A 13670-nucleotide genomic window follows, 5' to 3' on the forward strand; every position below is an offset into this window, starting at 1 on the left:
GCGTTCGGTATTCAAGTATTTGTTTAATTGATACTTTAATATTTCCATCTGGATTCCCGCCTACGCGGGAATGACGGGAAATAAATTTTTTGTGATGGTTTTTTTAATTTTGCAAAGGTCTCAGGCTGATTAACTATATGGGCTTTTATACAAAAACCGCAGGCCGTCTGAAAATATTTTCAGACGGCCTGCGGCTTCAGCTTCCAAGCAAAGAAGCTGCGAAAACCTCTGCCTAATGCGCGTGTTTCACACCGTGGTTATGGGCGTTGCCGCCGGCTTTCGGCGCAGTGTTCACGTCAACGGTAACGGTTTGCGGCTTGGCGTGTTTGAACTGCAAAGTAACCGGCACTTTATCGCCTTGTTTCAACTGTTTTTTCAAACCCATAAACATAATGTGGTAGCTGCCGGGCTTCAGCTCGGTGGTTTGGCCGGCTTTCAGCGGTATGCCGCCCGCCACTTCGCGCATACGCATCACGCCGTTGTCGTTCACGTGGGAGTGCACTTCCACCTTATCGGCCACAGGACTGCTGCCGCCGAGCAGGAAATCGTCTTTGGCGGTATCGTTTTTAATGTTCATAAATGCACCGCCCATGCTCATGCCTTCTACGGTGGCGCGCGCCCACGGTTGCCCTACCGTGATGCCGGCGGCCGCCGCGCTCTGGCAGAAAGCGGCCAGCATCAGCGCACCTAACAGTTTTTTCATGGTTTGCTCCTTATTGATTGCCGTTAAAAATCAAAAAAGCTTTTGCCGCATTATGCTTGCACAGGCCGTCTGAAAACTTGATTAGGGTCAGGGAGTGTCGTCAGAAGGCTTGCGAAGCGGTTTTTTGAGGGAAAATCCGCAGATGCCGGGCAAGCGGTCGACGGCACTCCCTAAACCGGCTTAAAAAAGATTGAGGCCGTATTCGCGCCAGAGCGACATAAACCACAGCAGCGCCAGCAGCAGCAGCGCCAGCATCTGCGCGGCGGAACCTGCGTCTTTGGCGCGCTTGGCCAGCTCGTGCCGTGCGGTGGAAGTGTGGTCGACGGCGGCTTCGATGGCGGTGTTGAACAGCTCGACGATTAAGGACAAAAACGATGCGAATATCAGCATCATGCGGGTGGCGGGGCCGAAGTCGAGAATAAAGGCCAGCGCAACCAATATGATGTTAAGCCAAACCAACTGGCGGAACGCGCTTTCGTGGCGGTAAGCCGCGCCGAGGCCGTCGCGCGAGTAGCCCGCAGCGTTGATAATGCGCGCGATACCGCGCTTGCCTTTCATTTTTTCTGCATAGGTTCGGTCGGTCATGACGGTATCCTTTCAGACGGCCTTACGGTTTCGACCATGCCGCAACGGCATCGGCGAACATGGCGGCCACATCGAAGCCTTTCTGCTTCATGATTTCCTGAAAACCGGTGGGGCTGGTTACGTTGACTTCGGTGAGGCAGTCGCCGATTACGTCTAAGCCTGCCAGCAAAATGCCGCGGCGTTTCAATTCGGGCGCGAGGGTTTCGGCGATTTCACGGTCGCGCGCGGAAAGCTCCTGCGCCACGCCGCGCCCGCCGGCGGCCAGGTTGCCGCGCGTTTCGCCGTTTTGCGGGATACGCGCCAGCGCAAACGGCACCACTTCGCCGCCAATCACCAACACGCGCTTGTCGCCGTGCACGATTTCGGGGATATAGCGCTGCGCCATAATGGTGCGCGTGTCGAGCTGCATCAGGGTTTCGAGTATGCTGCCGATGTTGGGGTCGGCTTCGGTGAGACGGAAGATGCCCATGCCGCCCATGCCGTCGAGCGGTTTCACGATGATGTCGCCGTGTTCTTGCAGAAAGGCGCGCACATCGGCGGCGCGGGTGCTCACCAGCGTGGGCGCGGTAAAGCGGCCGAAATTCAGAATCGCCAGCTTTTCGTTGAAGTCGCGCATGGCCTGCCCGCTGTTGAACACTTTCGCACCCTGCCCTTCGGCCAGCGTGAGCAGTTGGGTAGCGTAGAGATACTGCATATCGAAAGGCGGGTCGGTGCGCATAATCACGGCATCGAAATCTTTCAAGGCCGTCTGAATTTTTTCTTCTGCCCTGAACCATTCGTGATCGTAATCGCTTTTCGCCCCGGCAAACTCAAACGGTGCGGCCTGCGCGGCCACGATGCCGTTTTGCACCGAAAGCTCGCTGCTCAGGGTGTGGAACAGCGCCCAGCCGCGCGCGGCCATTTCGCGCATCATGGCGTAGGTGGTGTCTTTATAGGTTTTGAACGTTGCCAACGGGTCGGCGATAAATAAGATTTTCATAAATTTCCTTTTGAATCCGGCCAATCATACATGCTGTAAGATTAAGGCCGTCTGAAAATGCCGCTGCGGTTTCAGACGGCCGCGATAGTGTTTTCATTACACCTGCCAATCCACCGCGCCCAACCCGTGCTGCTGCAAATAAGCGTTGGCCTGCGAAAAATGGCGGCAGCCGAAAAAGCCGCGGTAGGCCGATAGCGGCGATGGATGCGGCGCGCTCAACACCAGATGGCGGCTGCGGTCGATAAATGCGCCTTTCTTCTGCGCGTGGCTGCCCCACAGCATAAACACCACGTTGCGGCGGTGTTCGTTCAATTGCGCAATCACACGGTCGGTAAACTGCTCCCAGCCCAGCGCGGCATGGGAATGCGCCTGATGCGCGCGCACGGTGAGCACGGTGTTGAGCAGCAGCACGCCCTGATCCGCCCAATGTTGCAGATAACCGTGATTGGGAATGTGAAAGCCCTCGATATCGGTTGCCAGCTCTTTATAAATATTCGCCAGCGACGGCGGAATATCCACTTCGGGGCGCACCGAAAACGCCAGCCCGTGCGCCTGCCCCGCACCGTGGTAAGGGTCTTGCCCCAAAATCACCACCTTCACTTGGCAAAACTCGGTGGCTTTGAACGCATTAAACACATCGGCCGCCGGCGGATACACCGTCTGCCCGCTTGCGCGCTCGGCTTTAACGGTGCTCAGAATGTGTTGGAAATAAGGCTGCTGCTTCTCCGCGCCGAGGGCGTCGTGCCAGGTTTGCATAAACTGCTCCGTAAACGGTGTGAACGAACCGTGCCATTATATAAGAAAGGCCGCCCGAAATGTTTCAGACGGCCTTACCGCACCAAGCGATAGGCTATATAATCGCGGCCTGACTATATTTTTTCCGCTTTGCCATGCTCAAATTCACGCTCCACACAACCGACGGCCACGCCCGCCGCGGCACGCTCGAACTCAACCACGGCACCATCGAAACCCCCGTATTCATGCCCGTCGGCACCTACGGCTCGGTCAAAGCGATGACGCCGCAAAACCTGCACGACATCAACGCGCAGATTATCCTCGGCAACACCTACCATTTATGGCTGCGCCCCGGACTGGAAGTGATCGAACAATTCGGCGGCCTGCACCAATTCATCGGCTGGGACAAACCGATTCTTACCGATTCGGGCGGCTTCCAAGTGTTTTCGCTCTCCGATATGCGCAAACTCACCGAAGAGGGCTGCACCTTCAAAAGCCCGATTAACGGCGACAAACTGTTTCTATCGCCCGAAATCTCGATGAAAATCCAAACCGTACTCAATTCCGACATCGTGATGCAGCTCGATGAATGCACGCCCGGCGAAGCCTCGCACGAGCAGGCGAAAAAATCGCTGCAAATGAGCCTGCGCTGGGCGGAGCGCAGCAAAAAAGCGTTTGAAGATTTGAACAACCCCAATGCCCTCTTCGGCATCGTGCAAGGCGCGATGTATGAAGACCTGCGCGAAGAATCGCTGCGCGGGTTGGAGCAGTTCGACTTTCCCGGGCTGGCCATCGGCGGCCTTTCCGTGGGCGAACCCAAGCCCGAAATGTACCGTATGCTGCGCGCCGTCGGCCCGATGCTGCCCGCGCACAAACCGCATTACCTGATGGGCGTGGGCACGCCCGAAGATTTGGTGTACGGCGTGGCGCACGGCGTGGATATGTTCGACTGCGTGATGCCCACCCGCAACGCCCGCAACGGCTGGCTGTTCACCCGCTTCGGCGACATCAAGATCAAAAACGCCAAACACAAACACGACACGCGCCCGCTCGATGAAACCTGCACTTGCTACGCCTGCAAAAACTTCAGCCGCGCCTATCTTTATCATCTGCACAAAGCCGGCGAAATCCTCGGCGCGCAACTGAACACCATCCACAACCTGCATTTTTATCAGGTGATCATGGCAGAAATGCGCGAAGCCATCGAACAGGGCAGGTTTGCCGATTGGCAGGCGCAGTTCCACGAAAACCGCGCGCGCGGCACGGATTGAAAATCTACCGGCTTCAAACAGAGAAAATCCGATGCAAACCAAATTGCTTCCGTTTATTTTATAGTGAATTCAAATAAAAACTCCGAAATGAAATAACTGCATTCAAACTTGCAATTGGGCGATATGCTAAAGAATCGTTTTACCCTACTTCGGCATTCTTATTTTAATCCACTATAGGTATGGCAATGATGCAGGCAGCCTTTGCCGACGTACTTATCGACGTGCGCTCGCCCGAAGAATACGCCCGATCCCATATCAAAAATGCGGTTCTTATGCCCGTAGATACGGTGAAAAACAGCATTTCCGCCGCTGCCCTCGATAAAGCGGAAACGGTTTATATCTATTGCCGCAGCGGCAACCGCGCCGAAAGTGCGCGCCAAACGCTGCTTTCGATGGGCTATACCGATGTGAAAAACTTGGGCGGTTTGGAAGATGCCCGTATATTTCTTCAAAAGCACCCCAAAACAGCCGCCTCAATCCGGAAACCGAAATAAGGCAGGCCGACACCGTACCGTTTATTTTGGCGTAACAAACAATCCGGCCTTTTCCAATAACGACAGGCCGTCTGAAAACTTTCAGACGGCCTGTTAACACAACAGCAGCAACCGCTTTATTTCTTACGTTGCGGCGGCAAATCGGTGCACACGCCCAGCGCCACTTCGGCGGCAAGACCGATGGTTTCGCCCAAGGTCGGATGCGGGTGGATGGTTTTGCCGATATCGGTTGCATCGCAGCCCATTTCGATGGCCAGACAAATTTCGCCGATCATGTCGCCGCCATTGGGGCCGACGATGCCGCCGCCGATGATGCGGCCGGTTTCGGCGTCGAAAATCAGCTTGGTAAAACCCTGGTCGCAGCCGTTGGCGATGGCGCGGCCGGAAGCTGCCCACGGGAAGTTGGCTTTGGTGATTTTGATGCCCTGCTCTTTGGCGGCGGTTTCGGTTACGCCCACCCACGCAACTTCGGGAGCGGTGTAGGCCACGCCGGGAATCACGCGGGCGTCGAAATAGGCTTTGTGGCCGGCGCAGTTTTCGGCGGCAACGTGGCCTTCGTGCACGGCTTTATGCGCCAGCATGGGCTGGCCGACGATGTCGCCGATGGCGTAGATGTGCGGCACGTTGGTACGCATCTGTTTGTCCACTTCGATGAAGCCGCGCTCGGTAACGGCCACGCCGGCGTTTTCGGCACCGATTAATTTGCCGTTGGGCGCACGGCCTGCTGCCACCAACACCACGTCGTAGCGTTGCGGCTCTTTGGGGGCGTTGGCGCCTTCGAAGGTAACGTAAACGCCGTCTTCTTTCGGCTCCACCGCCACGGTTTTGGTGTTGACCATAATGTTGCCGAAGCGGTATTCGTTCTGCTTCTGCCACACTTTCACCAAGTCGCGGTCGGCGCCCTGCATCAAGCCGTCCATCATTTCGACCACGTCGAGGCGCGTGCCCAGCGTGCTGTACACTGTACCCATTTCGAGGCCGATGATGCCGCCGCCGATAATCAGCATTTTGCCCGGCACCGATTTGAGGGCGAGTGCGCCGGTTGAGTCGATGATGCGCGGGTCTTCGGGAATAAACGGCAGGTTCACCACGCGGCTGCCGGCGGCGATGATGGCGTTTTTAAACGCAACGGTTTGTTTTTCGCCGGTTTCGTCTTTGCCGCTGCCGGTGGTCAGCGCCACTTCCATGTGGTTGGGGCCGACGAATTTGCCGTTGCCGCGAATCACGTCGACTTTGCGCATTTTCGCCATGCCGGCCAAACCGCCGGTGAGTTTGCCGATCACTTTTTCTTTGTAGGTGCGCAGCATATCGATATCCAGCTCGGGTTCGGGATATTTGATGCCGTTGGCGGCCAGATGGCGCACTTCGTCGATTACGTTGGCGTTGTGCAGCAGGGCTTTGGAGGGGATGCAGCCCACGTTCAGGCACACGCCGCCCAAGGTGGCGTAACGCTCGACGATGGCGACCTTCAAGCCTTCGTCGGCTGCGGCAAACGCGGCGGAATAACCGCCGGGGCCGCCGCCCAGCACCACAACGTCGTATTCGGCATCTGCCTTGCCGCTGAATGGCGCGGCCTGCGGCGCAGCGGCTTTAGGAGATGCTTCCTGTTGTGCGGGTGCTGCTTCGGCTTTCGGCGCATCGGCCTTGGGTTCGGCTTTGGGCGCTTCTGTTGCGGCAGCTTCAATCACCGCAATCACGCCGCCTTCCGAAATTTTGTCGCCCACTTTCACTTTCACTTCTTTCACCACGCCGGCGGCTTCGGCCGGCACATCCATGGTGGCTTTGTCGGTTTCCAGCGTAACCAGCGTGTCTTCAACCGCCACGGTGTCGCCCGCTTTGATTTCTACGGCGATGATGTCCACGTTTTCGTGGCCGCCGATATCGGGCACTTTTAATTCGATTAAGCTCATTTTGAACCTTTCTTTCAAAAACGGCCTGATTCAAGGCAGGCCGTCTGAAAAATCATGCGGCAGACCAGGCATGGCGCCTGCTGCGGCCTTTGAATGTTTCTTTTCAGACGGCCTCGAATATCTGAAGGCCGTCTGAAAACCTTACAGCGCCACGCGGCGGAAATCTTTCAGCAGGTTGGCGATATACACGGTAAAGCGCATACCGGCCGCACCGTCGATTACGCGGTGGTCGAACGACAGGCTCAGCGGGCACATTAAGCGCGGCTGGAATTCTTTGCCGTTCCAAACGGGTTTCATCTGCGATTTGCACACGCCCAAAATGGCCACTTCGGGAGCGTTCACAATCGGGGTGAAGCTGGTGCCGCCGATGCCGCCCAAGCTAGAAATGGTAAAGGTTGCGCCTTGCATTTCGTTGGGCTTGAGCTTGCCTTCGCGGGCTTTTTTGCTCAATTCGGTCAGCTCTTGCGAAATTTCTTTCAGGCCTTTCTTATCGGCGTCTTTAATCACCGGCACCACCAAACCGTTGGGGGTGTCGGCGGCGAAACCGATGTTGTAGAACTTTTTCAGCACCAGATTATCGCCGTCGAGCGAAGAATTGAACTCGGGGAAGGCTTTGAGCGCCACCACCGATGCTTTGATCACAAATGCCAGCGGCGACAGTTTCAGGCCTTCGCGCTCCCACTCTTTGTTGAGCTGCTGGCGGAAGGTTTCCAAATCGGTCATGTCGGCTTCGTCGTTCACGGTAACGTGGGGAATCATCACCCAGTTGCGCGAAAGATTCTGGCCGGAAATTTTCTTGATGCGCGACAGCGGCACGGTTTCGATTTCGCCGAATTTGCTGAAATCGATTTTCGGCCACGGCAACAGGTCGAGGCCGCCGCCGAGCGACGGTGCGCTAGCCGCAACGGGCGCGGCTTTGCCTGCCCCTCCCTGCATGGCTGCTTTTACAAAGGCTTTGATGTCGTCGCCGACGATACGGCCTTTTTCGCCGCTGCCTTTTACCAAGCCCAAATCCACGCCCAGTTCGCGCGCCAGTTTGCGTGCGGAAGGGCCGGCATGCGCCTTGGCGAACGCGGCTTCGTTAATCGGCGTGTTGCCGAATGCGGCCACGGGCGCGGCAGATGCGGCGGGGGCGGCTGCGGGTTTCGCTGCGGCAGGTGCCTGCGGAGCGGGCGCGGCTTTAGGCGCTTCTGCGGCGGGAGCGGCAGGCGCGGGGGCGGCTGCGGCTTGGCCGGCGGTTTCTACTTCGATAATCTGCGTGCCTTGCGAAACTTTGTCGCCCACTTTCACATAAACGGCTTTTACTACGCCGGCGGCGGTGCTGGGCACGTCCATGGTGGCCTTGTCGGTTTCCAATGTAATCAGCGTGTCGTCGGTGGCTACGGTATCGCCCACTTTCACTTCCACGGCAATCACGTCCACATTATCGTGGCCGCCGATGTCGGGCACTTCCACTTTAACGGTTGCGCCGCCTGCTTGTGCGGCAGGGGCGGGAGCGGCCGTTTGGGCGGCTGCGGGGGCAGCGGCTGCGGCGGGGGCAGCCTCAGGCGCTTTTTCTGCCGGAGCGGGTGCGGCTGCGGCACCGGCGGCTTCCACCAGCACGATAACGCTGCCTTCCGACACTTTGTCGCCCACTTTCACTTTCACTTCTTTCACCACGCCTGCGGCATCGGCCGGCACGTCCATGGTGGCCTTGTCGGTTTCCAGCGTGATCAGCGTGTCGTCGACGGCGATGGTGTCGCCCGCTTTCACTTCAACGGCAATCACGTCCACATCGCTGTGGCCGCCGATGTCGGGTACTTTGATTTCTACGATCTGACTCATCGTGATATTCCTTTATCAACCGCAGTTTGATCGCTGCGGCTTGAATGTTTCAAATGTCTGCCTGTTTTTCAGACGGCCTTAACAACAGGCCGTCTGAAAAGCGGCATCAGCGTTTCCAGCTCGGTGCGGTGTCGGTTTTAATGCCGTATTTTTCAATGGCTTGCTGCACCACGGCTTTTTCAACTTTACCTTGGTCGGCCAGCGCGCTCAGGGCGGCTACGGCAACGTGGCGGCTGTCGACCTCGAAGAAGTCGCGCAGGTTGGCGCGGCTGTCGCTGCGGCCGAAACCGTCGGTGCCCAAAACGTGGTAATCGTTGGGGATATAGGCGCGGATACGGTCGGCAAAGCTGCGGATATAGTCGGTAGAAGCAATCACCGGGCCTTCGCGGCCTTGCAGTTGGCTGGTTACGAAAGGCACTTTGTTTTCTTCCAGTGGGTGCAGGCGGTTGTAGCGCTCTACTTCGATGGCGTCGCGGTGCAGCAGGTTGAACGACGGGCAAGACCAAATATCGGCTTCCACACCGAAATCGGCTTTGAGCATATCGGCAGCCTTGATTACTTCGTTCAGAATCACGCCCGAACCCATCAGCTGTACTTTCTTGCCGCCTTTGCCGCCCTCGCGGAACAGATACATGCCTTTTATGATTTCTTCTTCGATGCCTTTACGCTGCGGCATGGCCGGGTGGGCATAGTTTTCGTTCATTACGGTCAAGTAATAGAACACGTCTTCCTGCTCCACATACATGCGGCGCAGGCCGTCTGAAATAATCACCGCCAGCTCGTATTGGAAAGTGGGGTCGTAAGAGAGGCAGTTGGGAATCAGGTCGGCCTGAATGTGGCTGTGGCCGTCTTCGTGCTGCAAGCCTTCGCCGTTGAGCGTGGTGCGGCCTGCGGTACCGCCCACCAAGAAACCGCGCGCGTGCATGTCGCCCGCTGCCCAAGCCAGATCGCCCACGCGTTGGAAGCCGAACATCGAGTAGTAGATGTAGAACGGAATCATGGGGAAACGGTTGTTGGCGTAGCTGGTTGCGGCGGCAATCCAGTCGGCCATCGCGCCCGGCTCGTTGATGCCTTCCTGCAAAACCTGGCCGTCGACCGATTCTTTGTAGAACATCAGCTGGTCTTTATCCTGCGGGGTGTATTGCTGGCCTTTGGGGTTCCAGATGCCGTATTGGCGGAACAGGCCTTCCATGCCGAAAGTACGGCTCTCGTCGGGCACGATGGGCACGATGCGTTTGCCGATTTGTTTGTCTTTCAACAGGGTGGAAAGAATGCGTACAAACGCCATGGTGGTGGAGAATTCGCGCTCGCCGCTCGATTGCAGCTGCGCATCGAACGCTTCCAAGGTCGGCACGGGAATGGCTTCGGTGTTGGGGTTGCGCTGCGGCAGATAACCGCCCAAAGCCTTGCGGCGTTCGCGCAGGTAGCGCATTTCTTCGCTGTCTTCGGGGAAGCGGTAATAAGGCGGGTTGCCGCTGTCGATTTGTTCGTCGGTTACGGGAATGCCGAAACGGGTGCGGAATTTTTTCAGCGATTCCACGTCCATTTTCTTGGCTTGGTGGGCGATGTTCTGGCCTTCGCCCGATGCGCCCATGCCGTAGCCTTTGATGGTTTTCGCCAAAATCAGGGTCGGGCGGCCTTGCGGGTTGTTTACCGCTTCATAATAAGCCGCATACACTTTGTGCGGGTCGTGGCCGCCGCGGTTGAGCGCGAAAATTTCGGCATCGGTCATGCTGGCGACCATGGCCTTCAATTCGGGCGTATTGAAGAAATGTTCGCGCACATAGGCGCCGTCTTTCGATTTATAGGTTTGGTAGTCGCCGTCGACCACTTCGTTCATGCGCTGCTTCAGGGCGTTGGTGGTGTCGGCCGCCAACAGGTTGTCCCAACGGCCGCCCCAAATCACTTTCAATACGTTCCAACCTGCGCCGCGGAAGTTGCCTTCCAGCTCCTGAATGATTTTGCCGTTGCCGCGAACCGGGCCGTCAAGACGTTGCAGGTTGCAGTTGATCACGAAAATCAGGTTGTCCAAGCCTTCGCGGGCGGCAAGGGAAATCGCGCCCTGGCTTTCCGGCTCGTCCATTTCGCCGTCGCCGCAGAAACACCAAACTTTACGGCCTTTGGTTTTGGCCAAACCACGCGATTCGAGGTATTTCAGGAAACGCGCCTGATAAATCGCCATCAGCGGGCCCAAGCCCATAGAAACGGTGGGAAACTGCCAGAAATCGGGCATCAGGTGCGGGTGGGGGTAAGAAGACAAGCCCTTACCTTCGACTTCTTGGCGGAAATTATCGAGCTGCTCTTCGGTCAAACGGCCTTCCACAAAAGCGCGGGCATAAATACCAGGCGCCGAGTGGCCTTGGATAAACACCATATCGCCCTCTTCGCCCTCGCCCTTGGCGCGCCAGAAGTGGTTGAAACCCACGTCATACAAAGTGGCGGCAGACTGGAACGAAGCGATGTGGCCGCCCAATTCCAAATCCTTTTTACCCGCCCGCAGCACCATTGCCGCTGCATTCCAGCGGATAATCGAGCGGATGCGGTGCTCCAGCTCGTGATTGCCCGGCGACTTCTGCTCTTTTCCCACGGGAATGGTGTTCAAATAAGCGGTGGTGGCGTCGAACGGCATATGCACGCTGCGGCGGCGGGTGTATTTGACCAGCTGCTCCAGCAGGAAATGCGCGCGCTCTTCGCCCTCGCTTTCCAGCACCGAGCTTAACGCATCCAGCCATTCCTGGGTTTCAATCGGGTCAACATCTTGAATTTGGGTGGACATATTTATCCCTTCTGTTGAGTGTAAGAACAGGCCTTTTCAGACGGCCTTTCCGTTTTCGTTTATGAAAACCCTGTATTTGCGGTTGAACAGAGCAAACACGCGGGTAACCTGCAACGCCTGCACGCCGCCGGCCTAAGTCATTAATATATTAACACTTTAGCGGCAAACCGCCCATATTCGGGCGGCATTCGGACTGCGCCGCAATATCCATTGCTTAATGCAAAATCCTATCAGCAAACCGTGCCGCTGGCAAATTGCCCTGAATCTGCCTGCAACACTTCCGCGCATAATTTGCGCCTGTTTTGTTCTTTATAGAAAAATTCAGATTCAAAACCGCCGGTTTATTTTCTTTTTCAATCAATAAATGAACCAAAACGAATATTTTTGCTGTGTAAAAAAACGTTGAGTCAACTTAGATAGTGTAGTCACAATATTTTCAACCACATCGCAATAATCCGGATTTCTATTACCGCAACCAATGAAGCCAATCTCTTCGCATACCTCGTGGTAATGCACCGCCAACGTTTGAAATTCAAAAAGCGGTTTTCTACCAAATGTCGGTAACGGTACAGATAGCGGTCAAAAGCAGCTGTTCCTCACAGTTAGTCTTTGACAGGATAACGGCTCCCATTCCCAAAGAAACCACCAAACTCCTAATCGCATTAGTATTATTAGGTGTAGGAAAAGCTAGCGTTGTTTACAGTATTTGAAAGACAATACTGCATGAACATCCATAAAAATACCCGGCTAACCCCGCATAACCGCCAGGCCATTTGGCGCGCTTATACACAAGACAAAATCAGTGTAACTTCGTTGGCACAACAATACCGTGTCAGCAGAGTAACGATTTACCGCATACTCAAAGCAGCCCGGTTGCGGCTGCTCACCCCGCAAAAAAGCACCAACAACCGCTTTAAACAAGCCAAATACGGCATGAAACGCCTGGCTAAAGTTGAGCGGGAAATCGAAGAGAAACTCAAAAAACAGGCAAAGCGTTACAACCAATCCTATCCCGGCGAAATGGTTCATTTCGATACCAAACGGCTGCCTTTGCTACAAAACCAAAAAGCAACCGACCCTCGGGATTATCTGTTTGTTGCCATTGATGATTTTTCCCGCGAGCTGTATGCTGCAATATTGCCGGACCGTACAGCAGCCAGCGCAGCCAAATTTCTTTTGCGCGATGTGATAGATTGTTGTCCCTATACCATCGAATGCGCCTATTCCGACAACGGTGTGGAAATCGTGGCAATGCGGAGCACCCGTTTGGCATTGCCTGTGTGCAAAACAACATAAGCCAAAAATTCACCCGTGTTGCCCGGCCGCAAACCAATGGTAAAGCCGAGCGGGTTATCCGTACCTTAATGGAAATGTGGCATGACAAGCATCCGTTTAAGGATTCGGCGCTCCGGCAAAAAGAGTTATGTCGTTTTGTTAACTTTTATAACACCGTCAAGCCCCACAAGAGCCTGAAAGGCGACCCCCCTTTTGAGGTTTTACAGGCTTCATTCCCAACCTGTTGTGTAAACAACCCGATCATTTCCTACATTTTAAAAAGCCTTCTCTCAACATTTTCAATAGTGATTTATACAGATCATCATGTCGGCGGTTGAAGCGAAACTCGGTTTCTTTTAAATGCAGGTAAAAGGTATGCTTCGACACTCCGTTAAACTGTACCAAGCGATACTTGGCATAGCTCCAAAAGGATTCGATACCGTTGATATGTTGCATACCTCGAACAAACTCATTGTCGCCGTGATGCACTCTGAAATATTTCGCAAACCCATGTCGACCAATCCATGATAGCCCCGCCAGCCATCGGTATTGAATCACACTCTCGACCGTGATACGGCCTCTGATAACCTTTTGCAGCATTGCTTTGGAAGCATCGGGAACGATTTCGGTATAAACCTTGTCACCTCGTTTGAGGATACCGAAAGCGATGGTTTTACCACCCGCTCCACACCCGCGTTTACTCGGGTGTGCTTTGCACCGAAATAGGATTCGTCCAATTCTACGATGCCGTAGAAAGGCGTGTGCTGTTCGCATTCGCCAGCTAAGCGCCGGCGCAACTTCAGGTACAGGCTGAGACCTTTGCGAAATACCGGTTACCCCATACAAACGGTTACCTGAACAATCAAGTAACCGTTTGTATGGGGTAACCGGTATTTCGCAAAGGTCCCGATTTGTATAAAGTGCTATTGAAAATGTTGCGGGAAGACCCTTTAAAATGAATTTTGCTTCCTAAGCCCCTTGTTAATTATTACAACACGCTCAAATCGTATGGCAGTCTGTAAAGAGGATACCTTTCGAGGTGTTGTAAACCCATTTTCCCCCACCCCGTTGTGTAAACAACGCGGCTATTTCCAACATCAAATAGATTCAGGCCATTT

The 13670-nt window shown here is 55.1% G+C and carries 10 protein-coding genes and 3 pseudogenes; 4 read left to right on the forward strand and 9 right to left on the reverse strand.

Annotated elements, in window-relative coordinates; translation table 11 throughout:
* Positions 1-232: 232 nt before the first annotated feature.
* The 4 genes and pseudogenes from H3L92_RS07475 to ung form a co-directional block, all read right to left on the reverse strand.
* Positions 233-703, reverse strand: coding sequence for a copper chaperone PCu(A)C (locus H3L92_RS07475; protein ID WP_085366510.1), 471 nt, complete (start codon positions 701-703; stop codon positions 233-235).
* Between the two features lie 180 nt (positions 704-883).
* Positions 884-1288, reverse strand: coding sequence for a diacylglycerol kinase (locus tag H3L92_RS07480; protein WP_085366508.1), 405 nt, complete (start codon positions 1286-1288; stop codon positions 884-886).
* 22 nt (positions 1289-1310) lie between these two features.
* Positions 1311-2267: a glutathione synthase gene (gene gshB, locus H3L92_RS07485; protein WP_085366506.1), complete on the reverse strand. Its 957-nt coding sequence runs from the start codon at positions 2265-2267 to the stop codon at positions 1311-1313.
* 96 nt (positions 2268-2363) lie between these two features.
* A pseudogene (gene ung / locus H3L92_RS07490) lies at positions 2364-3029 on the reverse strand (uracil-DNA glycosylase); the annotation flags it as partial.
* A 128-nt stretch (positions 3030-3157) separates the two neighbouring features.
* Here ung and tgt point away from each other — a divergent pair.
* Both tgt and H3L92_RS07500 read left to right on the forward strand, forming a co-directional pair.
* The gene (gene tgt, locus H3L92_RS07495) at positions 3158-4273 is read left to right on the forward strand and encodes a tRNA guanosine(34) transglycosylase Tgt (RefSeq protein ID WP_085366502.1); all 1116 of its coding nucleotides are present in this window, start codon (positions 3158-3160) and stop codon (positions 4271-4273) included.
* A 185-nt stretch (positions 4274-4458) separates the two neighbouring features.
* Positions 4459-4767 (forward strand): rhodanese-like domain-containing protein, encoded by a 309-nt coding sequence (locus H3L92_RS07500; protein ID WP_158088164.1) that lies wholly within the window; start codon positions 4459-4461, stop codon positions 4765-4767.
* A gap of 116 nt (positions 4768-4883) precedes the next feature.
* On the opposite strand, the gene lpdA is transcribed toward H3L92_RS07500, so the two are convergent.
* The gene (gene lpdA / locus H3L92_RS07505) at positions 4884-6677 is read right to left on the reverse strand and encodes a dihydrolipoyl dehydrogenase (protein WP_085366499.1); all 1794 of its coding nucleotides are present in this window, start codon (positions 6675-6677) and stop codon (positions 4884-4886) included.
* A gap of 1 nt (position 6678) precedes the next feature.
* Here lpdA and H3L92_RS13290 point away from each other — a divergent pair, with 1 nt between their 5' ends.
* Positions 6679-6813, forward strand: a complete 135-nt coding sequence (locus H3L92_RS13290) for a hypothetical protein (protein ID WP_259345773.1) — start codon at positions 6679-6681, stop codon at positions 6811-6813.
* 5 nt (positions 6814-6818) lie between these two features.
* On the opposite strand, the gene aceF is transcribed toward H3L92_RS13290, so the two are convergent.
* From aceF to H3L92_RS13605, 3 genes and pseudogenes are all read right to left on the reverse strand, one after another.
* A complete protein-coding gene (gene aceF, locus H3L92_RS07510; protein ID WP_115336193.1) occupies positions 6819-8501 on the reverse strand; it encodes a dihydrolipoyllysine-residue acetyltransferase in 1683 nt (560 codons plus the stop codon).
* A 106-nt stretch (positions 8502-8607) separates the two neighbouring features.
* A complete protein-coding gene (gene aceE / locus H3L92_RS07515) occupies positions 8608-11277 on the reverse strand; it encodes a pyruvate dehydrogenase (acetyl-transferring), homodimeric type (protein WP_085367191.1) in 2670 nt (889 codons plus the stop codon).
* Positions 11278-11768: 491 nt separating this feature from the next.
* Positions 11769-11861, reverse strand: a pseudogene (locus tag H3L92_RS13605) (IS5/IS1182 family transposase); the annotation flags it as partial.
* A gap of 139 nt (positions 11862-12000) precedes the next feature.
* Between H3L92_RS13605 and H3L92_RS13515 the strand changes: the two are divergent.
* Positions 12001-12890 (forward strand): annotated as a pseudogene (locus H3L92_RS13515) (integrase core domain-containing protein).
* On the opposite strand, the gene H3L92_RS07525 reads toward H3L92_RS13515, so the two are convergent.
* Positions 12814-13326, reverse strand: a complete 513-nt coding sequence (locus tag H3L92_RS07525) for an IS1595 family transposase (protein ID WP_085366756.1) — start codon at positions 13324-13326, stop codon at positions 12814-12816. The pseudogene H3L92_RS13515 and the gene H3L92_RS07525 overlap by 77 nt on opposite strands.
* Positions 13327-13670 lie beyond the last annotated feature (344 nt).

Source organism: Neisseria dentiae (assembly GCF_014055005.1).
Taxonomy (GTDB): Bacteria; Pseudomonadota; Gammaproteobacteria; order Burkholderiales; family Neisseriaceae; genus Neisseria; species Neisseria dentiae.